The 23,338-nt window shown below is 63.2% G+C and carries 20 protein-coding genes and 1 pseudogene; 12 read left to right on the top strand and 9 right to left on the bottom strand.

The features are described 5' to 3' along the window. Positions 1–73 precede the first annotated feature (73 nt). On the bottom strand, positions 74–1,399 hold the full coding sequence (gene urtA, locus ASD45_RS04160; protein WP_056910333.1) for an urea ABC transporter substrate-binding protein: 1,326 nt from the start codon (positions 1,397–1,399) through the stop codon (positions 74–76). A gap of 453 nt (positions 1,400–1,852) precedes the next feature. Here urtA and ASD45_RS04155 point away from each other — a divergent pair, with 453 nt between their 5' ends. Together ASD45_RS04155 and ASD45_RS04150 are read left to right on the top strand one after the other, a co-directional pair. Further along, positions 1,853–2,014: a Flp family type IVb pilin gene (locus tag ASD45_RS04155; RefSeq protein ID WP_056910332.1), complete on the top strand. Its 162-nt coding sequence runs from the start codon at positions 1,853–1,855 to the stop codon at positions 2,012–2,014. 121 nt (positions 2,015–2,135) lie between these two features. Beyond that, on the top strand, positions 2,136–2,429 hold the full coding sequence (locus ASD45_RS04150) for a DUF6455 family protein (RefSeq protein ID WP_056910331.1): 294 nt from the start codon (positions 2,136–2,138) through the stop codon (positions 2,427–2,429). Between the two features lie 12 nt (positions 2,430–2,441). On the opposite strand, the gene ASD45_RS04145 is transcribed toward ASD45_RS04150, so the two are convergent. From ASD45_RS04145 to ASD45_RS04130, 4 genes are all read right to left on the bottom strand, one after another. Beyond that, positions 2,442–2,987, bottom strand: a complete 546-nt coding sequence (locus ASD45_RS04145; RefSeq protein ID WP_056910330.1) for a hypothetical protein — start codon at positions 2,985–2,987, stop codon at positions 2,442–2,444. Between the two features lie 71 nt (positions 2,988–3,058). Further along, positions 3,059–3,847 (bottom strand): ferredoxin reductase, encoded by a 789-nt coding sequence (locus ASD45_RS04140; RefSeq protein ID WP_082540637.1) that lies wholly within the window; start codon positions 3,845–3,847, stop codon positions 3,059–3,061. Continuing rightward, the gene (locus tag ASD45_RS04135; RefSeq protein WP_056910329.1) at positions 3,834–4,451 is read right to left on the bottom strand and encodes a sulfite oxidase-like oxidoreductase; all 618 of its coding nucleotides are present in this window, start codon (positions 4,449–4,451) and stop codon (positions 3,834–3,836) included. The genes ASD45_RS04140 and ASD45_RS04135 overlap by 14 nt, the downstream gene beginning before the upstream one ends. Positions 4,452–4,530: 79 nt before the next feature. After that, positions 4,531–4,998 (bottom strand): DUF202 domain-containing protein, encoded by a 468-nt coding sequence (locus tag ASD45_RS04130; RefSeq protein ID WP_056910328.1) that lies wholly within the window; start codon positions 4,996–4,998, stop codon positions 4,531–4,533. 49 nt (positions 4,999–5,047) lie between these two features. Here ASD45_RS04130 and ASD45_RS04125 point away from each other — a divergent pair, with 49 nt between their 5' ends. The 5 genes from ASD45_RS04125 to ASD45_RS04105 all read left to right on the top strand — a co-directional run bounded on the left by ASD45_RS04125 (position 5,048) and on the right by ASD45_RS04105 (position 9,327). Further along, positions 5,048–5,722 carry a DUF938 domain-containing protein gene (locus tag ASD45_RS04125; RefSeq protein WP_056910327.1) on the top strand — a complete coding sequence of 225 codons (675 nt, stop codon included), beginning with the start codon at positions 5,048–5,050 and terminating at the stop codon, positions 5,720–5,722. Between the two features lie 27 nt (positions 5,723–5,749). Continuing rightward, the gene (locus ASD45_RS04120) at positions 5,750–6,724 is read left to right on the top strand and encodes a catechol 2,3-dioxygenase (protein ID WP_056910326.1); all 975 of its coding nucleotides are present in this window, start codon (positions 5,750–5,752) and stop codon (positions 6,722–6,724) included. 60 nt (positions 6,725–6,784) lie between these two features. After that, positions 6,785–7,627 (top strand): aldo/keto reductase, encoded by an 843-nt coding sequence (locus ASD45_RS04115; RefSeq protein WP_056910325.1) that lies wholly within the window; start codon positions 6,785–6,787, stop codon positions 7,625–7,627. A gap of 27 nt (positions 7,628–7,654) precedes the next feature. Then, positions 7,655–8,548, top strand: a complete 894-nt coding sequence (locus tag ASD45_RS04110) for a DUF1932 domain-containing protein (RefSeq protein ID WP_056910324.1) — start codon at positions 7,655–7,657, stop codon at positions 8,546–8,548. Positions 8,549–8,805: 257 nt separating this feature from the next. Next, complete coding sequence (locus ASD45_RS04105) at positions 8,806–9,327, top strand: hypothetical protein (RefSeq protein WP_056910323.1); 522 nt, start codon at positions 8,806–8,808, stop codon at positions 9,325–9,327. A 101-nt stretch (positions 9,328–9,428) separates the two neighbouring features. On the opposite strand, the gene ASD45_RS04100 is transcribed toward ASD45_RS04105, so the two are convergent. Next, positions 9,429–9,953, bottom strand: a complete 525-nt coding sequence (locus ASD45_RS04100; protein ID WP_056910322.1) for a DUF1993 domain-containing protein — start codon at positions 9,951–9,953, stop codon at positions 9,429–9,431. Positions 9,954–10,338: 385 nt separating this feature from the next. Here ASD45_RS04100 and exbB point away from each other — a divergent pair, with 385 nt between their 5' ends. The 3 genes from exbB to ASD45_RS04085 are packed head-to-tail and all read left to right on the top strand — an operon-like array spanning position 10,339 to position 12,458. Then, positions 10,339–11,190, top strand: a complete 852-nt coding sequence (gene exbB, locus ASD45_RS04095) for a tonB-system energizer ExbB (RefSeq protein ID WP_244485197.1) — start codon at positions 10,339–10,341, stop codon at positions 11,188–11,190. A 6-nt stretch (positions 11,191–11,196) separates the two neighbouring features. Further along, positions 11,197–11,628 carry a TonB system transport protein ExbD gene (gene exbD / locus ASD45_RS04090; RefSeq protein WP_056910320.1) on the top strand — a complete coding sequence of 144 codons (432 nt, stop codon included), beginning with the start codon at positions 11,197–11,199 and terminating at the stop codon, positions 11,626–11,628. Continuing rightward, a complete protein-coding gene (locus tag ASD45_RS04085; RefSeq protein WP_056910319.1) occupies positions 11,625–12,458 on the top strand; it encodes an energy transducer TonB in 834 nt (277 codons plus the stop codon). The genes exbD and ASD45_RS04085 overlap by 4 nt, the downstream gene beginning before the upstream one ends. Before the next feature lie 25 nt (positions 12,459–12,483). Here the strand turns inward: ASD45_RS04085 and ASD45_RS23670 are convergent, their stop codons facing one another. Further along, positions 12,484–12,750, bottom strand: coding sequence for a hypothetical protein (locus tag ASD45_RS23670; protein WP_162249370.1), 267 nt, complete (start codon positions 12,748–12,750; stop codon positions 12,484–12,486). Between ASD45_RS23670 and ASD45_RS04080 the strand changes: the two genes are divergently transcribed. Both ASD45_RS04080 and ASD45_RS04075 read left to right on the top strand, forming a co-directional pair. Next, a complete protein-coding gene (locus tag ASD45_RS04080) occupies positions 12,749–13,300 on the top strand; it encodes a TIGR02594 family protein (protein ID WP_244485195.1) in 552 nt (183 codons plus the stop codon). The genes ASD45_RS23670 and ASD45_RS04080 overlap by 2 nt on opposite strands. A gap of 241 nt (positions 13,301–13,541) precedes the next feature. Beyond that, positions 13,542–19,994, top strand: coding sequence for a tetratricopeptide repeat protein (locus ASD45_RS04075; RefSeq protein ID WP_056910317.1), 6,453 nt, complete (start codon positions 13,542–13,544; stop codon positions 19,992–19,994). Positions 19,995–20,015: 21 nt separating this feature from the next. Here ASD45_RS04075 and cysG read toward each other — a convergent pair whose 3' ends face one another. Both cysG and ASD45_RS04065 read right to left on the bottom strand, forming a co-directional pair. Beyond that, positions 20,016–21,470 carry a siroheme synthase CysG gene (gene cysG, locus ASD45_RS04070; protein ID WP_056910316.1) on the bottom strand — a complete coding sequence of 485 codons (1,455 nt, stop codon included), beginning with the start codon at positions 21,468–21,470 and terminating at the stop codon, positions 20,016–20,018. A 142-nt stretch (positions 21,471–21,612) separates the two neighbouring features. Continuing rightward, positions 21,613–23,331 (bottom strand): annotated as a pseudogene (locus ASD45_RS04065) (NADPH-dependent assimilatory sulfite reductase hemoprotein subunit); the annotation flags it as partial. Positions 23,332–23,338 lie beyond the last annotated feature (7 nt).

Raw genomic sequence — 23,338 nt, 5'->3', positions numbered from 1 at the left:
TTGTTGTTCGGCAGTGCCGGGAGGCGGCGGTTGACGGCCGCCTCCCGGATTGTCGGTTGCTAGAGGCGCAGGCTCACGAAGCCGAGCCGCCGCACTTCTTGGTGACGGTGTTGTAGTTGCCGCACTTCAGCTTGACCCAGTCGGACTCGAGGTCCTTCGAGCCAGGCAGGTAGTCCGACCAGGCATCGCCCGGGACCAGACCCTTCGACTTCCAGACGACGTCAAACTGGCCGTCGCCTTTGATTTCGCCGACGAAGACCGGCTTGGTGATGTGATGGTTTGGCAGCATGGTCGAGGTGCCACCGGTCAGGTTCGGCGCGGTGATGCCCGGGAGGGCGTCGATCACCTTGTCCGGATCGGTCGAGCCGACCTTCTCGACGGCCTTGACCCACATGTTGAAGCCGATCACGTGGGCTTCCATCGGGTCGTTGGTCGTGCGCTTCGGGTTCTTGGTGTAGGCCTGCCAGTCCTTGATGAACTTGGCGTTCTCCGGAGTCTTGATCGACTCGAAGTAGTTCCAGGCGGCGAGATGGCCGACCAGCGGCTTCGTGTCGAGACCAGCGAGTTCTTCTTCGCCGACCGAGAAGGCCACGACGGGAATGTCGGTCGCCTTGATGCCCTGGTTGCCGAGCTCCTTGTAGAACGGCACGTTGGCGTCGCCGTTGATGGTCGACACCACCGCAGTCTTCTTGCCGGCCGAGCCGAACTTCTTGATGTCGGCCACGATGGTCTGCCAGTCCGAGTGACCGAACGGCGTGTAATTGACCATGATGTCTTCTTCCTTGACGCCCTTCGACTTCAGATAGGCCTCAAGGATCTTGTTGGTGGTGCGCGGATAGACGTAGTCGGTGCCCGCCAACACCCAGCGCTTCACTTCGCCGCCGTCCTTCGACATCAGATAGTCGACGGCTGGGATGGCCTGCTGGTTCGGCGCGGCGCCGGTGTAGAAGACGTTGCGCTCGGACTCTTCGCCTTCGTACTGCACCGGGTAGAAGAGGATGTTGTTCAGTTCCTTGAACACCGGCAGCACGGACTTGCGCGACACCGAGGTCCAGCAGCCGAACACGGCAGCGACCTTGTCCTTGGCGATCAGTTCGCGGGCCTTTTCGGCGAACAGCGGCCAGTTCGAGGCCGGATCAACGACCACGGCTTCGAGTTTCTTGCCGAGCAGACCGCCCTTCTTGTTCTGCTCGTCGATGAGGAACAGCATCGTGTCCTTCAACGTGGTCTCGGAGATGGCCATGGTGCCCGAGAGCGAGTGAAGGATACCGACCTTGATCGTGTCCTGAGCCTTGGCGGACGAGATCGCTCCCGTGGCCGCGATGGCAAGACCCGCGGCGGCGGCGAGCCACCTGCGGGCGGTCGGCCGCTTGGCGGCCGTATGAACGACTGTGTACATTCGTTGAGATCCCCTGCGTTTGACGCGCGTCCTGACTTGCATTCTTCGCGCCGCAATAAGATCGCAAGCTCTGTGCCAAGCCGTCACAATCGGCTTAACCTATTGATTTTGAGCGATTAAAATCACTTTATAAGCAATTGCCTAGTTTTCGATCATCAACCGGCGGCTATTTTTTACTCAGTGCTGATACTTTAAGCGCCATGGTTACCTGCTGTCCGAGTGCCACGCATGGTCCGCTATCGCCAGGGCCGTCGGGCAGGCTCGCAAGACGAATTACGCCCTCCTCAGATCAGATTCGAATTGTCGCTGTGTTTGTCGCGAAGCCGATTCAAATCGGCGCGGGCAAGTGATGGCGGCCTTATGGCTAATTCGCTGTAACCATTTCCAGTGGCTGGGCGGGAACTCTGGGTTCCCGTAATAACAATCTCGCCACAGTTTCAACAGGAGTTCGCCATGCGTCTTGTTAAAGCCTTCCTCGCCGATCAGTCCGGCGCGACCGCGATCGAATACGGTCTGATTGCTGCCGGCATCTCGGTGGTGATCATTGTTACCGTGAACACGATCGGCACGAAGCTCAACACTGGCTTCGACAGCATCTCGACGCAGCTGAAGTAAGCGTCACGCCTCCTCAAAGAGGTCGAAGCCGCCGTTTCCGGCGGCTTCTTTTTTTGGCCTTCTGCATCCTTGATCCAGATCATGGACCGGGCCCGCGCCGCATCGCTAAAATTCCCACGTCATGACCGGCAAAAGCACGCACGCGCCCTATCTGTTCGAGTTGATGCAGCGCCTTGGCGTCGATCCGTCGCGCCGGTCTATCGCCCAGTCAGAACTGACCTTTCTGACTGCGCTCAATCAATGCCGTAACTGCAAATCGAAGGAGCAATGCCGGGCCTGGCTCGACCAGGCGCCGATGTCCTTCGCCTTCGCACCCGGCTTCTGCCCAAACAAGGACCTGCTGTTCGAAATGCAATTCGATCAGGGCGAACCGCCATTGCTAGGCGGCGCACTCGAGCCGGATCCGCCGCAGTAATGCCGGGAGGTCTCAGGCCGCCAGCCCCGGTCCGCGACGGAATTTCAACGCGGCGACAATGCCGAGCATGACGAAGATCATCAACGTCACGCCCTGGGCGATGGCAAAGTGGAAATCCGCCGGCTGACCGAAAGGTGGACCGACCATCGACTTCAGGGTCACCGCCGGGTTGAGAATGGTGAGCTTGCCGAAGCTCTGTGTGATCAGCACGAAGACGTTAAGGTACAACGACATCGTCGCGGTCGAGGTGTAGAGCCAACGCCAGGCGCCATACAGGTGCCTTACATAAAGCGCGAACAGCCCGATGACGAAGATGACGGTCGCCACGATTCCTGTGGCGGCGGCCGGCGTCAGCGCCTTCGTCTGCGTCGGCGACAGAAAGAACATGAAGCCAGTGACGGTGGTCAGCACCGTCATGGTCCAGAACAGCGCCGTGGTCCTCGGCAGCCGATGCGAGCCGACCATGCCGAAGACGACGACGAAACCGCTGACGATGGCAATCAACGTGATGACGACGTGAATGATTGTGAATGCCGGAACGGACAGACCGATGATCATGAAGCCCCCCGAGGTGCGCTCACGCCATCTTACGTGGTTACCATTGGTTTAGACAACGGCGTGGTCAATGATCATTTACCGGTCGGACCAAATCGCTCGGTCTTGATGAGCTTCAGGCTGTGACCGAGCTCGCGCAGCGTGAAGGCAACGGTCTCGACCAGCGGCGTCGGGCCGCAAATAAAAATGCGCGGCATCTGATCGGGCGGGATACCAGCTTCGGCCAGCATCATCGCGTCGATGCGGCGGGCCAGCCCGGTCCAGCCAGCGGGCGTGCCCCGCGTCAAGGTATGGACCACGGCGAGGCCCGTGCCCGGCCCGGCCAGTTGCTCCAGTTCGGCACGATAAATAATGTCTTCATAGGTGCGTGAGGAATAGATGAGCCGCGCCGGCTGCATCGCACCCAAGAGCGCGCCTTTGGCCGCGCGCTCGCGGAGGATCGCCATCAGCGGCACGATGCCGGAGCCACCGGCAACGAGAAAGACCGGGCCTTCGAGCTCGGGCGTCCAGACGAAATAGCCGCCGATCGGTCCGCGCAGTTCGAACTTGTCGCCGACCTGCACCTCGCCGGCGAGATAGGACGACACTTCGCCGTCCGGCAGCATCTCGACGGTAAGCGTGATCGTATTGGCCGCCGGCGCCGAGGCGATCGAATAGCTGCGTTGCGCCTGATAGCCGTCGGGCGCGGTCAACCGCACATCGACATGCTGGCCGGCGCGATGGCCGGGCCAACCCGGCACGTCGAGGACGAGGCTGCGCACGCGCGGCGTCTCGATAGTCACCTCGCGCACAGTGGCGGTGAGCCACCGCTTCTTCGGCGCGAGGCCGGGCGCGATCGGTCCCCGCGTATCAGTCACCGTCATAACGTTGCTCGCGCCAGGGATCTCCGTAGATATGATAGCCGTTCTCTTCCCAGAAACCCGGGATTTCCGGATCGACGAATTGCAGCTTCTGCACCCACTTCGCGCTCTTCCAGAAATAGAGATGCGGCACCAGCAGCCGTGCCGGGCCGCCATGCTCGGGATGCAGTGCATCGCCGTCATATTCCCAAGCGATCATCGCCTTGCCGTCGAGCAGATCTTCGGCGGGAACGTTCGTGGTATAGCCACCGTCGCAATGCGCCAGCACATAAGGCTGCGGGGGCTCGGAAAGGCCGGCGGCCTCCAGCAGCGTATCGATCGAAACGCCGCGCCATCTGGTGTCGAGCTTCGACCAGGTGGTGACGCAGTGGATGTCGACGGTGAGATCAGTCTGCGGCAGCGCCATGAACTGCGCCCAGGACCATTGCGCGAGCGGCGTTTCGCCATCGTCGAGCGACAACTGCCAGTTCGCCAGGTCGACCGGCGGCGTCGGCCCGGCGGAAAGCACCGGAAAGTCCTCGACCAGATGCTGACCGGGCGGCACGCGCGCACTGCGCGCGGCATTGCCGCGTCCCTGGAAGCCACGGGAGATAGGTGGTTCGCTCATGCACAGTCTCCGTCGTCGTGGACGGGACTAGTTTCGCCCGGGTCGATGACCGAGACAATACGGCGAAAGTCACTTCACCTCATCCAATGGCGTGACCGAACCAGATCCCGGTGAGGGCCGCGAGCGACACCAGGACGAGGAAGCCATTCACGACGATGAGGATCCAGGAATTGATGCGTTTGGCGTCAGGCTCAGGGGGCGGCGGGCCCGGCTGAAGGTTGCGCCACACCGCGGCGGCAAAACAGAACGCGGCGAAAATCACCAGAACCGTGCCAGTCAGCACGATAATCCAGTGCGGCAGCGCCGATTCGAGGAGTGCCTTGGCGCCTACGCCACTCGCCAGGGACACCAGGCCGGTGCGGACCCAAGCGGCATACGTGCGCTCGGCAGCGAAAACGGTGCGGTTGGCGGCAAGCTGGGCCCGCCGATCAGCACTGTCCTCCATGCGCGCGGTCTTGCGCTCCATCCGCGCCGTGCTGCCCTTCATATCGGCGGCGCTGTCCTTGAGCTTCTCCGCGCTTTTGACGATCTCGGGTTTCGTGGCCATATGCCTCTAAGACCCGAGTTGCCCCGCGGTTCCGAGAAGGACGTCAAGGATGACCGAAGCACGGTTCGAATTCGGCAAGAACGGATCGCCGCCGGCTGCGGTCGACGGACGGCTCGACGCGCCGGCCTTCCATCGCAATGCCGAACCGATCTGGGACGCGATCGCGGAATTTCTCGCCGGCCAGACCGGTTCCGTGCTCGAAATCGGCAGCGGCACCGGCCAGCACATCGTCACCTACGCGGCGCGCGCGCCGCATCTGGTCTTCTGGCCGAGCGACATCGTGGAGTCGCATCGCATCTCGATCGAGGCGTACCGGCGTGACGCGGCGCTCGGCAACCTGCGCGCCCCGCAAAGCATCGACCTGATGCGGCCGGACTGGGAATGGCTCGGACAACGGGATACCGATCAGGCATTGGCCGCCGTTCTCTGCTTCAATGTCATCCATATCGCGCCGTGGACAGTGGCCCAGAATCTGATGCGCGGCGCCGGCCGCCACCTGAAAGCCGGGGGCCTCCTTCTGACGTATGGCCCTTACAAACGGGGCGGCGCCCACACGGCACCAAGCAACGAGGCATTTGATACCTCTCTGCGGGGGCGCAATCCCGACTGGGGCATCCGGGACCTCGAAACCGTGGCCGATGTTGCGGCGCAGAATGGTTTGGCTCTTGTCAAAACAGTCGCGATGCCGGCCAACAATCTGGTACTGGCGTTCGAACGCCGCTAAAACGCGCCGACAAAAAGCGAGGCTTCGATGACCGAAAAGAATTATCCGCCCGAACCGAACATGGACATCGCCCATCTCGGTCATCTTGAACTGCTGACGCCGAAGTTCGATGCGAGTGTGCGTTTCTTCACCGAGGTATTCGGGTTGACCGTCGCCGCCGAAAAGGGCGACAGCGTTTATCTGCGCGCCTATGACGACTATGAGCGCTATTCGCTCAAGCTCACCGCGTCCAACACCAACGGCATGAAGCACGTCGCCTACCGCACGCGTTCACCGCAGGCGCTGGAACGGCGCGCGGCGGCGCTGAAAGGCACGCCATTCGAAATCGGCTGGAGCGACGGGGACATCGGCCACGGCAAGACCTTCATCTGCAAGGATCCCGACGGCCATGTCATCGAACTCTATTACGATACCGAATGGTACGAGGCGCCGCCGGAACTCAAGCCGGCGCTGAAGAACCAGGCGCAGCGTTTCCCGGGCCGCGGCATCAACCCGCGCCGCATCGACCACTGGAACGGCCTCGCGGTCAACATTTCCGAATGCCGGCAGTTCTTCGAGAAATATCTGGGCTTCCGGCTCACCGAGCGCATCGTACTCAACGACGGCAGCGAAGCCGGCATTTGGCTGACCGCGACCAACAAGTCATATGATTTCGCCTATACGCGCGACCACACCGGCGTGCCCGGCCGCTTCCATCACATTACTTACGCGCTGAACTCGCGCGAGGAGATCCTGCTCGCGGCGGACGTGTTTCTGGAAAACGGGGTTCACATCGAAACCGGCCCGCACAAACACGCGGTGCAGCAGACGTTCTTCCTCTACGTCTACGAGCCCGGCGGCAACCGTGTCGAGGTGGCAAATGCCGGCGCGCGGCTGGTGCTGGCGCCAGATTGGAAGCCAATCACCTGGACCGAGGAAGAGCGCAAGAAGGGTCAAGCCTGGGGCCTCAAGACCATCGAGTCGTTCCACACCAACGGCATGCCCGCGGTTGCGCATAAGTAGGCGTGCTGCCGTGCATTCTCCGACGTTATACGCAGCCTTCAAATTGCGTATAACGTCGGCATGAAGAATATACCGACAGTTCCCCTACCCTCCGGCCGCGCCATGCCGAAATTCGGCGTCGGCACCTGGCGCATGGGGGAAAGCACGCGCGCCCGCGCCGATGAAGTCAAAGCCGTCCGCGCCGCCATCGACCGCGGCATCACGCTGATCGACACCGCCGAGATGTATGGTGACGGCGAAGCCGAGAGCATAGTCGCCGACGCCGTGGGTTCCCGGCGCGACGGCCTTTTCATCGTCAGCAAGGTGCTGCCAAGCAACTCGTCGAAAAGTGGCACCATCGCCGCCTGCGAGCGCAGCCTGAAACGGCTCAAGACCGACCGGCTCGATCTCTATCTGCTGCACTGGCGGGGCGGGCCGACGCTGAGCGAAACCGTTGCTGCCTTCACCGAGCTCAAGGCTGCCGGCAAAATCCTCGATTGGGGGGTCAGCAACTTCGACATCGACGACATGCGCGAACTCGCCGCGCTCGATACCGCACAGGAATGCGCGGCCAATCAGGTTCTGTACAACCTGACGCGGCGCGGCATCGAGTTCGATCTGATGCCGTTCTGCGCCAAGCGCGGCATTCCGATCATGGCCTATTCGCCGCTCGAACAAGCGCGCATGCTCGACGACGGGGCGCTGAAAGATGTCGCGAGGCGCCATGGCGCAACGCCGGCGCGGATCGCGCTGGCTTGGCTGATGCGACAGGACGGCGTTGTCACCATTCCCAAGGCGACGCGCCTCAGCCATCTCGATGACAATATCGCTGCGCTCGACTTGAAACTGAGCGCCGAAGACCTGAAGACGCTCGACGCGCGGTTCCCGCCGCCGAAACGCGCCACGCCCCTCGACATGTTATAAAGCCTCGCCTGCAAGGAGAACCGTCGCATGACCCGCCGCAACACCCCGCGCATATCCTTCATCGGCTTCGGCGAGGCCGGCCAGGCGATCGCGTCCGGCTTGCGCGAAGAGGGCGTTGCCGACATCGCGGCCTGGGATATCCTGTTTCCGAAGCCGGAAGGCGAGAAGCTGAAAGCTGCTGGTACGGAGGCCGGCGTTCGGCTCGCCAATTCCGCAGCCGATGCGGTCGTCAACAGCGATATCATTATCTCCGCGGTGACCGCTGCCTCGAGCCTTGAAGCCGCTCGATCGGTCGAACCGCATCTTGCCGGCAATCCGTATTACCTCGACATCAACTCAGTCTCGCCCGGCCGCAAGCTGGCGACCGAAAAACTTCTCGCCGGCAAGGCGCGATATGTCGATATCGCGGTGATCGCCCCGATCCATCCCAAGCGCCACCAGACGCCGCTCTTGGTCGCCGGGCCGTACGCCGACGCGATTGCGCCACTGCTCGACGAACTGGAGATGAAATTCAAAGTCGCCAGCCCTGAGACCGGCAAGGCGGCGGCGATCAAAATGATCCGCAGCGTCATGATCAAGGGCATGGAGGCCCTGACATACGAGTGCTTCCTCGCTGCGCAACGCGCCGGCCTGCTCGAGGAAGTTACCGTGTCGCTGAAGAATAACTATCCCGGCATCGACTGGGTCGAGACGGCAACCTACAACATCGAGCGCATGGCGGTTCACGGCGAGCGCCGCGCTGCGGAGATGGAAGAGTCGGCCGCCACCCTACGCGAGCTCGGGTTCAAGCCGCTGATGGTTGAAGGCACGGTCGCGCACCAGCGCGAGATGGGCCACCTCGGCAAGGATGATAGCGTCCGGGTGACGCTCGATCAGGACCGGGCACAAATGCTGAACGCGATTGACAAGCTCAAAGGCTGATTGAGCGGCCTGAGATCGCTGTTTGGCTCCGAACATCATCTTCCGATCGGCGCGCGATGCAAACGGTCGCCGCCGGTGTTGTCGCGGCACCGCTACTAATGGTGTTTGTACGGGCCGAGAATAAACAGTCACGCACTACGGCTTGCGACAAATGATGCGCGGCGACCGGCCGCGTAAAAAACTGCTTTACAAAGATGGTTAACAAGGCAAAAAACGCAGGTGACGGCATCACTTATATGGTTAACGGGCGTATCAAAATGAAACACCTCACCTCACTCATCGGCGGTGCGCTGTTGGTGATCGGATTGGCGAATGTCGTCCCGACACCCGCGGCTGCCGCCGGCGGCACCTACTATGACTCGGTCTGTAACTGCCGCAGGCCGGACTCCGAATACAATACCAAGCGGGTGCTCCGCGCCGCGACGCCCCGGGTCAACACCCGCGTGCGTTACGTCGACCACACCCGCGAGGTGAAGCGGACGCGTCTGATCCAGGAAAACCGACTGGTCGTTCACGTCCAGCCGGTGATCAATCGCGAAGTGGTGGTGCACCGTCAGAACACGGTGGTGCGCAACATCACCTTGCACAAGGTCAACACCACCAACAGGACCGAAGTCGTGAACCGCAACGAAACGGTCAACCGTTACGTTCAGGGCGGTACCCGAGTGATCAACGAACGGCGCGAAGTTCGCGGCGTCAACTGTAACTGCGGTCCGGATGGCGGCGCACGCTACTCGGGCGGCGGCTACGAAGGCCAGCGGGTTTCGTACCGCGAATAAGCCTCTCGTTTACGGACAAACGGACAAAGCCACCCCGGACGCGAAAGCCTCCGGGGTGGTTTTTGTTTGAAAGGGGAACCAGCCCCCCCGGCCCGCCGTGGTTACTCAACCAAAGTCAGCGGGATCTTGCCGAGGAAATCCTGCTTGCCGACGTCGGCGCCGAAGTTGCGCGCGATGGCGTAACAGGCGGTAAGATGGAAAAAGAAGTTCGGCAGCACGAAGTGGTTGAGATAATCAACGCCCTTCATCTTGCCTTTCTTCGGACCCAGCGGAAACACGATGTCGCGCTCGCTCGAGGCATCGATGGCGGCCGGGTCGAGCGTCTTGACGTGCGCCAGCGTTTTGGCGACGCGCGCCTTGAGCTGCTCGATCGTGGTTTCGTTGTCCTCGAACTTCGGCGGATCGATGCCGGCGAGACGTGACGGGCCGTTCTTCGCCTGGTCGCAGGTCACCTGGACTTGGCGGACGAAGGCGAACATGTCGGGCGCCAGACGCCAGCCTAGCAGCACGGATTGATCGCACTTCTTGGCCGCGGCATGGGCCGCGGCCTTGTCGATAACCCCAGCGAGCGCCTCGAGCTCAATCGTGACGATCGGCAGCAGGGCTTGCGACATCGAATAGGACATAGACGTTTCCTTGGGTTGGATGCGCCGTCCAGGGACGGCGGCGGGACAATGGCACGGCGGCAATTCGCGGCGCAATTAGTGGGCAAGACAGACCAGCCGCCGCATTCGGCATGGCAGAAGCTCCCGTCTTCGTTCTTTGAAATTCTTCTAAAGCACTGATTTGAATGGCTAAAATCTACACGAAGTACGCGAATAAGGGTTTGCGCCATCACATTGCTGCTATAGGGTCGCGACCATCGGTCGGCTAGCATGACGCCGTTGGCATCGGCAGTCGCCCCACGTTTCTCCCAGTGGAATGACAATGTCGGTTATTCGAGAACTCACAGCGGTCAAGCCAGCCGTGGTCCGTCGCTTCGTATGCGCCGCGTCGTTGTGTGTTGCGCTGATGCACCCTTTGCCCACTTCCGCGCAGACGGCGCCACCGTCCGGCCCGGCCATAGCGACTCCAGCACCAGCGATCACCACGTCCGCGCCTACCGTCACTTCGCCGGTGATGCCTGCGACACCCGCCGCGGCAATCACATTGCCGCGCGATCTGTCTCCTTGGGGCATGTTCATGGCGGCGGACATTGTCGTCAAAGCGGTCATGATCGGCCTGGCCTTCGCATCTGTGCTCACCTGGACCATCTGGCTGGCGAAACTTCTCGAATTGACGCGTGCTAGCGTCAGACTCCGCGCGGGCATTGCTGCGATCGCCGCAGCCCGGACTTGGGACGAGGCCAGGGCCCAAATCGGCGCCAATGGCGGCGTCGGGCCGCTGGTGCGCGAGGCCGACACCGAACTGCAGTTATCGGTGGAAACGGCCGCGCCGCACGCAGTCTCGCCAGACGGCGTCAAGGAACGCATCGCGTCGCGCTTCGAGCGCGCCGAGGCGGCGGCGGGGCGCGCCATGATGCGCGGCACCAGCATTCTCGCCACCGTCGGCGCGACCGCGCCTTTCGTCGGCCTGTTCGGCACAGTCTGGGGCATCATGAACGCCTTTATCGGCATCTCCAAGGCGCACACCACCAACCTCGCCGTAGTCGCGCCGGGCATTGCCGAGGCTCTGCTCGCCACCGCGCTGGGCCTCGTCGCCGCCATCCCGGCGGTGGTGATGTACAACTTCTTCTCACGCTGGATTGCCGGCTATCGCGGGCTCAACGCCGATGCGACCGCGTCGATCATGCGTCTTGTCAGCCGCGAGCTCGAGCGCGGCGCTTTTGACCGGCGGCGCCGCGGCGTTGCCGCCGCGGAGTAAACCACAATGGCGGTGCGGCTCGACCACGGCGACGAGGGCTTGGGCGAGATCCACGAGATCAACGTCACGCCGTTCATCGACGTCATCCTGGTGTTGCTGATCATCTTCATGATCGCCGCGCCCCTGGCGACTGTCGACGTCTCGGTCGATCTACCGTCGGCCAATGCCGAGAAGACGCCGAGGCCGGATCAGCCGCTCTTCCTGACGCTGAAAGCCGATCTGTCGCTGGCGCTTAACAACGACACGGTGGCGCGCTCATCGCTCACGACCGCGCTCGACGGCGCCACCGCCGGCGACCGGCAACAGCGCGTCTTCCTGCGTGCCGACAAGACCGTGCCGTATGGCGAGCTGATGACGCTGATGAACGAATTGCGCAGCGGCGGCTATCTCCATGTCGCGCTGGTCGGGCTCGAGGCCGACGCGGCGCCATCCCGATGAAGCCCGGATCGCTCGCACGCTGGAGCCTGTGCTTCGTCGCTGCCCTCGGCATCCACGCCGGAGGCGCGGCAGCCCTGCTGGCGCGCTGGAGCGACGACGCCGATCAGGTGGCGAATGCGCCGGTGATCATGCTCGACCTCGCTGCGGTTGCGGTCGCGCCGCAGACGACGCCGACCGACATGCCGCCGGATCCAGTTGCCCGCCCGATGCAGACCGGCGTCGACAAGGCGCCGGACAAGCCGGAAGAGGTTGTCGAGAAGGCCGAGCCCATTCCCGAACCGGAAAAACGGATCGAAGAAGCCAAGGCCGAGCCCGCGCCCGAAAAACCGGTCGAGACGAAGCCCGAGCCTCAGGCCGAACTCGCGATGCTGCCGCCGCCGCGACCTGTCGAGAAGACGGAAGACAAGCCGGACCCGAAGAAGAAGGAGGCCAAGAAGAAGCCTCAGCCGCGGCGTGCCGTACTTGCTTCCGCTCCGAGTTCGGCCGACCAGCGCGCCGAGCGCGCCGCAGCTCCGGCCGCCGGCGCCAACCGCGACTCCAATGCGCTGCCGAATTGGAAATCGCGGCTATTCGCGCAGATCGAGCGCAACAAGCGTTATCCGGCGGAAGCGCAGTCGCGCGGCGACCGCGGTGTCGTCAAGCTCGCCTTCAGCATCGATCGCCAGGGCGGCGTGCACAATGCGCGCGTGGTCGGCAGCTCCGGCTCGCAGATCCTCGATCGCGAGACCCTGGCGATGATCGAACGAGCCGCGCCTCTGCCGCCGCCCCCCGATGACATAGCCGGCAGCCGCATCGCTATCGTCATACCGATCAGCTACAACATCCGCTAATTTATAAACAAACGGGCTAATTGTCTCAGGCGCGCGCCCTGCCGTCCCGAAACGACGCATATACCGGGCGCTGATTAACCATTTCGATAAACGTGTAGCGCGCCACCGCTGTCCACGCTTGCAGTCGTGCCGCAGCCTTGTGAAGGATAACAAATGACAAAACACAGGCGGGTTTCTCGTCGCTTGTGACATCGTGGGGAATGAATAACGGGGGATTTCCCGGCAAGACGGGTTGGGACATCATGAAACGATCGTACGCACCAGTGTTCATTTGCTGCTTGGTCGTCACCATGGCAACGGCAGCGTCCGCCGCGACGACGAAGCGCGCCGAACGATTCGCCAATGTCGAGCCGCTCGAAACGATCTCGCGCAGCCGCGCCGAGGCCGCCGACCAGGCAGCGCAGGTGCCGGGCGGCGCTTCGATCCTGCTCGAAGCGCTGCGCTATCGTGGCGCTAACGCCAAGCAGCTCGGCCTGCCGGCGCAGCTCTGGTGCGCGGACTTCATGAATTACGTGATCAAGAAGGCCGGCGCCAAGGGTACCCACTCGCGCGCGGCGCGCTCGTTCCTCGAATTCGGCAGGAAGCTTGACGGGCCGCGCGTCGGCGCCATCGCGATCCTGCGTCGTGGCGGCCCGCAGAATGGCCATGTCGGAGTCGTCCGCGGCACCGACGGCCAGGGAAACCCTATCCTGATTTCCGGCAATAGCGGCAATATGGTGCGACAGTCGGCCTATCCGAAGGAAAAGGTCCTCGCCTACGTCATGCCGCCGGATTACGTGCTGAAAGAAATCACCAACGCGGCGCGCGCCGCGGCGATAAAACAACAGCAACAACTGCAGTAACTCTTCACTGTACCTTCATGAACGCGCCGCGCCGACCCCGGGCGGCGCGTTATTTATTCCATTAATAGACAACTTCGGAAACGTTAACCCGCACCGGCCGGATTAATGTTAATTGCGGCTTCTACGCGCATCTCCATCCCGCTCACTGCATGATTGCCCTGATCTTCCGTCCCGTGCGGAAGACCTCGTCATGAAGGCCGGTCACCCGGGGGAATTGAGACAAGCCGCCATGATTTCTGGAGTGCGCATCGTCGCTCTGCAACTCGCGCTGGCCGTGGCCGTCACGATCGCGGCGACGCCGGCTGCTGCCGTGACTCGCGATCAGATCAAACAATGCGACGGCGCGGGAGACGCGACCGCCGAACAGCGCATCGCTGCCTGCGATGCCATCATTGCCGGATCGCACAACGCCAAGCAGCGCGCGACCGCGCAGCGCAACAAGGCGAAATTCGCCAAAACCAAGAACGTCCAGCAACAGAAGAAGGCCGCCGGGCTCCTGGACAGCGGCAGGGAAAAGCGCTCCCGCGGCGACGCCGAAGGCGCGATCCGGGACTTCGACGAGGCCATTGCACTCGATTCAAAGAACGCCGACGCATTCTACAATCGCGCCTTGGCGCTACGCGACCGCGGCGACAGCGACCGCGCGGTGCGGGATTTCGAACAGGCCATCAAGTACGATGCGCGCAACGGCGAAGCACTGAAGGCATTGAGCCACCTCTATTATGATCGCCGCAAATATGACGCCGCCATCGCCACGCTCGACAGTGCGATCAAGCTCAACGCCAACGACAACATCGCCTATTACAACCGCGGCATGGCTTACCGCGCCAAAGGCGAACCCGACCGCGCCATTCCCGATTACGACCGGGCCATCAAGCTCAACGCCACCGACGCCGTCGCCTTTCACAGCCGCGGCCTCGCCTATCGCGACATCCGCGACTACGAGCGCGCCATCCAGGACTTCGATCAGGCGATCCGGCTGAAACCCGATTTCATCCTGGCGCTGAACGACCGTGGTATCGCCTATTCGGCCAAGGGCCAAGTCGAGCGCGCTATCCAGGATTTCGACCAGGCGATCCTGCTCGATCCGCGCGACGGCTTTGCCTACAACAACCGCGGCCTCGCCTACCGGAACCGCGGCGAGACCGATCGCGCCATCAAGGACTATGACCAGGCCGTCCTGCTCAACCCGAACTACGTGCTGGCCTTCTACAATCGCGGTAACGCCTTTTACGACAAACACGACTACGACCGCGCCATCAGCAATTACGATCAGGCGATCCGCCTTGATGGCGAATACGCGCTTGCCTATTACGACCGCGGCGTCTCGTATTTCGCCAAGCGCGACTATAACCGTGCGCTGAGCGACCTGTCGCAGGCGATCAAGCTCGACCCCAAGGACTCGCTGTCCTACTACAATCGCGGCGTCGTCAATATCGCACGCGGCGACAACGACAATGCCATCGCGGACTTCGACCGCTCGATCAGGATCGATCCGAAGAACGCCCAGGCCTACTACAACCGCGGCTTGGCTCTACGGGCACAAGGCAATCCCGAGCGAGCGATCGCTGATTTCAGCCAGGCGATCCAGCTCGACGGTAAGAACGCCCTCGCCTACTTCAACCGTGGCCTCGCCTATCGCTCGCGCGGTGAACTGGAACGCGGCGTCGCCGATTTCGAGCAGTCGATCAAGCTCGATACGAACAACGCCCAGGCATGGTACGAACATGGCGCGGCGCTCTACGAGAAGCGCGAATACGACCGAGCCATCAGCGATTTTAACCAGGCGATCAACATCAAGCCGGACTACACCGCCGCCCTGAACCAGCGCGGTCTCGCCTACGGCAACAAGGGCGATGGCGACCGCGCCATCGCCGATTACGACCAGGCGCTGCGCATCGACCCGGCCTACGCGCCCGCTCTCGCCAATCGCGGCGACGCTTTCCAGAAGAAGCGCCAGTACGATCGCGCCATTTCAGACTTCGATCAGGCGATCAGGGCGAATCCGAACTATCCCGGCACCTATTTCAACCGCGGACTCGCCTATCAAGACAAGCGCGACTTCAAGGCCGCCGTGACCGACTTCAGCCAGGCGATCAAACTCGATCCGAACAATGCCGCCGCCTATAACGGCCGCGCTTTCGCCTATCAGAGCCTCGGCGACGACACCCACGCGCTGCAGGACTACGATCAGGCGATTAAGCTCAACCCGAATTTCGGCGTCGCGTACTACAACCGCGGCATCGCCAATTATGCACGCCGCGACTATGACCGCGCCATCGCCGACCTGTCGCAGGCGGTGCGGCTTGACCCGCGCGATCCGATTGCCGCCCATGCCCGCGGCCTGGCCTATCGCGAGCGCCGCGACTACGACCGCGCCGTCGCCGACTTCGACCAGGCGATCCGGCTCGACCCGAAATTCACCGCCGCCTACGTCGATCGCGGCAATGCTTACCAGGGCAAGGGTGATTACGACCGCGCCATCACCAATTACGACCTGGCGATCAAGCTCGATCCGAAATACGGAGCCGCCTTCACCGAGCGCGGCAATACCTTCGCACTGCGCGGCAAGATCGATCGCGCGCTTCAGGACTACGAGCAGGCGATCAAGTTCAACCCAAATTATGCCGGCGTTTTCAATAGCCGGGCCGAGCTCTGGCTGCGCAAGGGCGACCAGGCCAAGGCGCTCGCTGACCTGGAGCAGGCGATCAAACTCGATCCGAACTTTGCGCTGGCCCTCAGCAACCGCGGCACGCTGTATCAGGAGCGCGGCGAGTTCGATCGCGCCATCGCCGACTTCGATCGGGCCATCAAAGCCGATCCGCATTCCGACTTCGCCTATAACAGCCGCGGCCTCGCCTGGCGCAGCAAGGGCCAGACCGAAAAAGCCTTGAAGGACTTCGACCAGGCGATTGCGATCAATTCGGGCTTCGCCGCGGCGCTACTCAACCGCGGAGAGACCCTGCAGGCTGGCGGCTACAACGACCGCGCCATCCGCGACCTCGACCAGGTCATCAAGCTCAATCCTGGCAGTGCCGAGGCTTATCTGGCACGCGGCCAGGCCTATATCGGCAAGCCGGACTACGAGCGCGCTATCGCCGATCTCAGTCAGGCCATCAAACTCGATGGCAAGCTGGCTGCGGCCTATAACGGCCGCGGCATTGCCTACCGTGCCCGTGGCGAACGTGAGCGTGCCGTCGCGGATTTCAGCCAGGCGGCCAAGATCGATCCGAACTTCGCCATGGCCTTCTCCAACCGCGCCGCCGCGTACTACGACAAGCGCGACTATGATCGCGCGATCCAGGATCTGACGCAGGCGATCAAGCTCAACCCAGCCGCGGTACGCGCATATTACGACCGCGGCATCGCCTATGGCGCCAAAGGCGACCCCGACAAGGCAATCGCCGATTTCGACGCCGCGCTTAAACTCGACCCGCAGAACGCCATCGCCTTCAACAACCGCGGCGTCGCCTGGCGGCGCAAGGGCGACACCGAGCGCGCCATCGCCGACTTCGGCGAGGCGATCAAGCTCAACGAGAGCTACGAGGCGGCTTATTACAATCGCGCCAACGCCAATGCCGACAAAGGCAATAACGACCGGGCGTTTGCAGATTTCGAGAAGGCGCTGAAGATCGACGGCAAGGACGCCTTCGCGCTGCATGACCGCGGCGTGCTGTTCTACGAAAAGCGCGATTACTCCCATGCCATTGCCGACTTCGAGGCGGCGGCGAAGCTGGCGCCGAGCTATGCAATCGCGGCCAGCCCGCGGGGCAGCGACATCCGCGGCCAGCGCGGCTACGATCGCGACACCCAGGACGATGATATGCGGCTCCAGGTCAGCCCGATCTTCGCACTCGCCTATAACGACCGCGGCATCGCCGTTGCCGCCAAGAACGACTACGACAGCGCGATCGCCGATTTCGACCGCGCCCTCAAGATCAACCCGAATTTTTCGGCGGCCTATTACAACCGCGGCAACGCCTTCTACCGGAAGCGCGACCTCGACAAGGCGATCACGAACTACAGCGCCGCGATCAAGCTCAATCCCAAGGATGCGCTCGCTTATTACGACCGCGGCGTCGCCTATTATGACCGCGAATCGTTCGATCGCGCCATCGCCGATTTCGAGCAGACCGTTAAGCTCGATCCGAAGAACGCCCAGGCCTTCTACAATCTTGGAACCGCCTACCAGGAGCAGCGCGAGTTCGACCGCGCCATCCAGCAGTACAATCAGGCGCTGGCCGTCGACGGCAAGCTCGCCGTGGCTTACAGCGCGCGCGGCTATGCCCTGGCGAGCCAGGGCGACTACGACAAGGCGCTGGCCGACCTGACCCAGGCGGTCCGCCTCAGCCCCGGCCAGGCGTTGGCCTTCAACGATCGTGGCATCGTCTTCGGCATCAAAGGCGAGACCGACCGCGCCATCGCCGATTTCGACCAGGCCATCGCCATCAGCGGCCAATACGCCCCGCTCTACAACAACCGCGCCATCGTCCATGCCGCCAAGGGCGAGCTCGATCGCGCCATCGCCGATTACGATCACGCGATCAAGCTCAACACCGGCTACGCGGCCGCCTACTACAACCGCGGCAACGCCAAATACGACAAGGGCGACTATGCCGGCGCCGCCGCCGACTATTCGAGCGCGCTGAAACTGTCGCCGGCCGACGCCGCCGCGCTCAACAACCGCGGCAACGCCTATGCCAATGTCCGCGATTTCGACAAGGCGCTGGCCGATCTTTCTCAGGCGGTCAAATTCAGTCCCGGCTTCGCCCAGGCCTATAACGACCGCGGCGTCGCTCACGGCGCACGCGGCGACGTCGAGCGCGCCCTGGCCGATTTCGAACAGTCGGTAAAGCTCGATCCGGCCAACAGCTTCGCGTTCTACAACCGCGGCCTGGCGCAGCGCGACAAGCGGCAGATCGACCAGGCGATTGCCAGTTTCGACCAGGCTATCAAGCTCAATCCCGGCTATGCGGTCGCCTATTACAACCGCGGCAGTGCCTATCAGGCGAAGCGCGATTACGCCCGCGCCATCACTGACTTCAGCGCCGCCATCAAGCTCAAGCCTGATTACGCCATCGCCTATTACGACCGCGGCCTGAGCTTCGGCGCGACCGGTGACGCCGACAAGGCCATCATCGATCTCACCGAGGCGATCCGCTACGACCGCACGAACGCACTGGCTTTCTACAACCGCGGCATCGCCTACCGGCTGAAGAACGATCTCGACCGCGCCACCTCCGACTTCAGCGACGCCATCAAGATCGACGGCAAGTTCGCGCTGGCCTACCAGCAGCGCGGCAGCGCCAGCTACGACCGCAAGGACGTCGACCGTGCTATCGCCGACTTTACCGAGGCGCTGCGCTACGATCCCAATTCCGCCGAAGTCTATTACCGGCGTGGCATCGCCTATCGCGACAAGCGCGACTATGACCGCGCCATCGGCGATTTCAGCCAGTCGATCCGGCTCGAGCCCAAAGAAGCGTTGGCTTATCAGAGCCGCGGCCGTGCGCTTCGCATGAAGGGCGACGTCGAGCATGCCTTCGCCGATTTCGACCAGGCGGTGAAGCTCGATCCGAAGTCGTCGGCCGCTTACACCGACCGCGGCACCACGCGCGGCCTGCGCGGCGAAACCGACGCGGCGATCGCCGATTTCGACGCCGCGCTGAAGATCGACACCGGCAACGCCATCGCCCACAACAATCGCGGCTTCGCCTTACGCAACAAGGGCGACATCGATCATACCATCGCCGAATTTTCGGAGGCGATCAAGATCGACACCAGTTATCTGCTCGCCTACTTCAACCGCGCCAACGCCTTTGTCGAGAAGCGCGATTTCGACCGAGCCATCGCCGACTATGACGCCGCGCTCAAGCTCGATGCCAGTTTCGCCGACGCCTATAACGGCCGCGGGCTGGCTTACGACGCCAAGGGCGATTTCGACAGCGCCATCCAGAATTTCAACCAGGCGGTCAAGCTCGAGCCGAAGAACGCCCGCGCCCTGAATAATCGCGGCTTCTCCTGGCGTAACAAGCGCGACATGGAGCGCGCGATCGCCGACTACAATGCCGCACTGGCGATCGACCCCAACTATGCGCTGGCGCTCTACAACCGCGGCTTCGCCTTTTACGATACGCGTGATTTCGACAAATCCAGTCGGGACATGAATCAGGCGATCAAGCTCAACGCCAACTTCGCCTCGGCCTTCCTCGACCGCGGGCTGACCACCGACCGGCGCGACTTCGATCGCACCGTTGTCGCCGCCGACGCCATGGTCGAAAAGAAACCTACCTACGCCATGAATTTCTCGGGCCGCGGCGTGGCCTACGAGAACCGTCGCGAGGGCGACCGCATCATCCGCGACGCCAGCCAGCCGATCCGCAACAACCAGTACAACAGCTACGCCTATTCGCCGGACACTTTCCTGCCGCCGAACCCGCCGCTGCTGGCGGCGCCGGCCTCTCCAGTAAAACCAGAGGTAAAGGTAGACGCGCCGCCCCAGGCTCCGGCACCGCGGGCCGAAGCGCCGAGCGCGACATCAGCCCATGCCCAGGCGTCTGACGCCGAGGCGGTGCCGATGCCGCAAGCCCGTCCACACCAGGCGCCGCGCCGTGCCTCGGCCTCGCGCAGGCCGCCACAGCAACAGCTACCACAAGCGCGGCCCAAGCCGCGCAATGTGCTGAGCCTGCGCTAGGATCTCAACAGAGGCTCTGGCTTAAACCGCGGCGCGTTGCGCTGGGCCGTTAGCGCGGGCAGCGAGATCGCCGACGGTCGCGCCGAGCATTACCAGCACCGGTCCCGGAAGCTGAGCCTCAGCAAGCCGCGCCGGCAGATCGGCGATGGCGCTGCGGACCACCTGCTGGTCCGGCCGCGTGGCGCGGGCAATGGCGACCGCCGGCGTCCGCGGGTCGAGACCATTGGCCTGCGCGTGAGCGACCAACGATGCCAGCGTGCGCACCGGCATATAGATCGCCGTGGTGGTGACCGGATCGGCCAGCGCCCGCCAATCGATGTCGGACGGCAACTGACCGTTCTGTGCGTGCCCGGTAATGTATTGCAGGCGCCGAGAATGCTTGCGGTCGGTCAGCGACAGGCCGAGCGAAGCGGCAGCGCCCTGCGCCGCGCTGATGCCGGGCACGATCTCGGCCTTGATGCCGTTGGCTTCGCAGGCGTCAAGCTCCTCGCCGGCGCGGCCGAAGATCAGTGGATCGCCGCCCTTGAGGCGGACGACGCGCTTGCCCTGCTTGGCGAGCGACACCATCAGCACGTTGATGTCCTCCTGCTTGCAGGACGGTCCAAAACCGGTCTTGCCGACCAGCAGCTTGCGCGCCTCGCGGCGGGCGAAATCGAGCACGCCGCGCGACACCAGATCGTCGAACAGGATGACATCGGCCGATTGCAGCGCGCGCACCGCGCGCAGCGTGAGCAATTCCGGATCGCCAGGACCGGCACCCACCAGAGTGACCGTACCGCTCTCGACCGCCGCGCCGAGGCCTTTCACCTCAGCAACGAAACGCTCGAAGTCGGCATCCGATGGCGCGTGCTCGGCATTGGTCATCGCGTGCGCGGTGAATACCTGCCAGAACTTGCGGCGGCCGGCGAAAGATAGACCCGACGCTTTGACCTTGTCGCGCCAGCGCGATGCCGCGCCGGCCCAGGCGGTAAAGCCGGTCGGCAGCAGCGCTTCCAGCTTGGCGCGGATCGCCTGGGCGAACACCGGCGCGGCGCCGTCGGTCGAGATGCCGATCACCAGTGGCGAGCGGTTGACGATGGCCCCGAACGAGAAGTCGCAGAAGGCCGGCTTGTCGATGACGTTGACCGGCACGCCAGTGTCGTGCGCGGCCTTAGCAAAAGCCGCTGCTCCTTGTTCATCCTCGAACGCGCCGATGGCGAGCGCCGCACCATCAAGATCGTCCGGCATCCAGGCGCGATTTATCAGGGTGATGGCGGCGTCGCGTGTATCGGCGGCGACGGCCTGCATCTCGTCGGAAAATTCTTCGGCATAGACCTCGAGGCGCGCGCCCGCGGCGAGCATCAGCTCCGCCTTCCAGGCCGCGGCGTTCGACCCGCCAGCCAGCACCACGCGCTTGCCGGTCAGGGCAAAGAACACCGGCAGCCGGGCCAGAGCCGGCATGCGGCCGGGACGCGTCTCTTCTGGTGTGCGGGCCATCGTCACGCGTGAAGTCCTCTTCTCGGCAAGCCGTCGGCCTCTAATGGAGCAATCCCTGTGCCGCGCCGTATCTGATTGATTTCGCAGTCATTACGCCTTCGCCAAAACCGCGCTGCCCGGCATTTGCGCAACCGCTGCAAATTTATGCAGCGGCCGGGCGCTGGGCGCCGATGTTGGCGTGGAAGTCGGCGCCATTGCCGGTCCTCGCGACGTAGCCGGCACGGATGACAAAATCGCCGAAGCGCTCGCCCTTCTCGCGGCTCGCCGCATAAGCCGCGAACAGCGGTTCGAGCGCGGCGACAATGCCGTCGTGATCGACATCCGGCAGATAGAGCTTCGACAGTCGCGAGCCATCGAACGCCGCGCCGAGATAGAGGTGATAGCGGCCCGGGCCACGGCCGACGAGACCGATCTCGGCGAGATAGGGCCGCGCGCAGCCATTCGGACAGCCGGTCATGCGGATGACGATGTCGTCCGCCGACAGTCCGTGGCGGCCGAGGCTTTCATCGAGAGCATCGATCAACGACGGCAAATAGCGCTCACTCTCCGCCAGCGCCAGACCGCAGGTCGGCAGCGCGACGCAGGCCATGGAATTGCGGCGCAGGCCCGACCATGGCGCCAGCAAACCGGCCTCGCGCGCGATGGTCTCAATCTCCGCCTGCCGCCCCGTCGGAACATTGGCGATTATGATGTTCTGGTTCGCGGTCATGCGCAGGTCGCTGCCCGGAACCTCCTTGAGGATGTTTGCGATACGGCGCAGCGCCGACATCTGGGAGGCGCCGGCACGATCGGCAATGCGGCCGTTCTCGACGAACAGAGTGAGGTGACCGTTGCCGTTGTCGCCCTGCGACCAGCCGTAACGATCACCGGTGGAGGTGAACTTGAACGGCTTCGCCGCTTCGAATGTGATGCCGGCTCGCTTCTCGACCTCGGCGCGGAAGTTATCCAGGCCGCGATCCTCGATGGTGTATTTGAGCCGCGCGTGCTTGCGGTTCTTGCGGTCGCCCCAGTCGCGTTGCGTCGTCAGCACCGCTTCGGCGACCTTCACGGCGTCTTCGGTGCGGCAGAAGCCGAGCATGTCCGCGGTGCGCGGATAGGTGTCGGTCTCGCCATGAGTCATGCCCATGCCGCCGCCGACAGTGACATTCCAGCCGCCGACAGCACCGTTATCGTCGAGAATGGCGATGAAGCCCAGATCGTGGGCATAGACATCAACATCGTTCGACGGCGGCACCGCGATCACGGTCTTGAACTTGCGCGGCAGATAGGTCTTGCCATAGATCGGCTCGGCAACCTCCTCCTCGCCGCCGGCGACCCGCTCGCCGTCGAGCCAGACCTCGCGATAGGCCGGCGTCCGCGGCATCAGATGCGTCGAGATGGTGCGCGCGAGTTCGATGGCCGCAGCATGCGCGCTGCTTTGATACGGGTTCGGATTGCACATCACGTTGCGATTGACGTCGCCGCAGGCCGCGATCGAGTCGAGCAGCACGTGGTCCATCGCGCGCAAAGTCGCCTTGAGATTGAACTTGATGATGCCGTGCAACTGCACCGTCTGCCGCGTCGTCAGCCGCATGGTATCGTTGCCGTGGGTCTTGGCGATGTGATCAAGCGCCAGATATTGCTGCGGCGTGACCACGCCGCCCGGCATGCGCACGCGGATCATGAAGGCGAAAGCCTTTTCCAGCTTCTTGCGCGTGCGTTCCGGCCGCAAATCGCGGTCGTCCTGCAGGTACATGCCGTGGAATTTGACGAGTTGCTGGTCGTCTTCGACGATGGCGCCGGTGGCGTTGTCGGCAAGGCCTTCCTTGAGCGTGCCGCGCAGATAGGCGCTGGCTTCCTTGATGTATTCGTTGCGCGAGAGTTCGTCA

It is taken from the genome of Pseudolabrys sp. Root1462 (assembly GCF_001426945.1).
Lineage (GTDB): Bacteria > Pseudomonadota > Alphaproteobacteria > Rhizobiales > Xanthobacteraceae > Pseudolabrys.
This window is presented reverse-complemented; position numbering and strand designations above follow the sequence as displayed.

Excerpts from the sequence above, each read along its gene's own strand:
- urtA (WP_056910333.1), bottom strand. The coding sequence starts at position 1,399 with ATGTACACAGTCGTTCATACGGCCGCCAAGCGGCCGACCGCCCGCAGG.
- ASD45_RS04155 (WP_056910332.1), top strand. The coding sequence starts at position 1,853 with ATGCGTCTTGTTAAAGCCTTCCTCGCCGATCAGTCCGGCGCGACCGCG.
- ASD45_RS04150 (WP_056910331.1), top strand. The coding sequence starts at position 2,136 with ATGACCGGCAAAAGCACGCACGCGCCCTATCTGTTCGAGTTGATGCAG.
- ASD45_RS04145 (WP_056910330.1), bottom strand. The coding sequence starts at position 2,987 with ATGATCATCGGTCTGTCCGTTCCGGCATTCACAATCATTCACGTCGTC.
- ASD45_RS04140 (WP_082540637.1), bottom strand. The coding sequence starts at position 3,847 with ATGACGGTGACTGATACGCGGGGACCGATCGCGCCCGGCCTCGCGCCG.
- ASD45_RS04135 (WP_056910329.1), bottom strand. The coding sequence starts at position 4,451 with ATGAGCGAACCACCTATCTCCCGTGGCTTCCAGGGACGCGGCAATGCC.
- ASD45_RS04130 (WP_056910328.1), bottom strand. The coding sequence starts at position 4,998 with ATGGCCACGAAACCCGAGATCGTCAAAAGCGCGGAGAAGCTCAAGGAC.
- ASD45_RS04125 (WP_056910327.1), top strand. The coding sequence starts at position 5,048 with ATGACCGAAGCACGGTTCGAATTCGGCAAGAACGGATCGCCGCCGGCT.
- ASD45_RS04120 (WP_056910326.1), top strand. The coding sequence starts at position 5,750 with ATGACCGAAAAGAATTATCCGCCCGAACCGAACATGGACATCGCCCAT.
- ASD45_RS04115 (WP_056910325.1), top strand. The coding sequence starts at position 6,785 with ATGAAGAATATACCGACAGTTCCCCTACCCTCCGGCCGCGCCATGCCG.
- ASD45_RS04110 (WP_056910324.1), top strand. The coding sequence starts at position 7,655 with ATGACCCGCCGCAACACCCCGCGCATATCCTTCATCGGCTTCGGCGAG.
- ASD45_RS04105 (WP_056910323.1), top strand. The coding sequence starts at position 8,806 with ATGAAACACCTCACCTCACTCATCGGCGGTGCGCTGTTGGTGATCGGA.
- ASD45_RS04100 (WP_056910322.1), bottom strand. The coding sequence starts at position 9,953 with ATGTCCTATTCGATGTCGCAAGCCCTGCTGCCGATCGTCACGATTGAG.
- exbB (WP_244485197.1), top strand. The coding sequence starts at position 10,339 with ATGCACCCTTTGCCCACTTCCGCGCAGACGGCGCCACCGTCCGGCCCG.
- exbD (WP_056910320.1), top strand. The coding sequence starts at position 11,197 with ATGGCGGTGCGGCTCGACCACGGCGACGAGGGCTTGGGCGAGATCCAC.
- ASD45_RS04085 (WP_056910319.1), top strand. The coding sequence starts at position 11,625 with ATGAAGCCCGGATCGCTCGCACGCTGGAGCCTGTGCTTCGTCGCTGCC.
- ASD45_RS04080 (WP_244485195.1), top strand. The coding sequence starts at position 12,749 with ATGGCAACGGCAGCGTCCGCCGCGACGACGAAGCGCGCCGAACGATTC.
- ASD45_RS23670 (WP_162249370.1), bottom strand. The coding sequence starts at position 12,750 with ATGGTGACGACCAAGCAGCAAATGAACACTGGTGCGTACGATCGTTTC.
- cysG (WP_056910316.1), bottom strand. The coding sequence starts at position 21,470 with ATGGCCCGCACACCAGAAGAGACGCGTCCCGGCCGCATGCCGGCTCTG.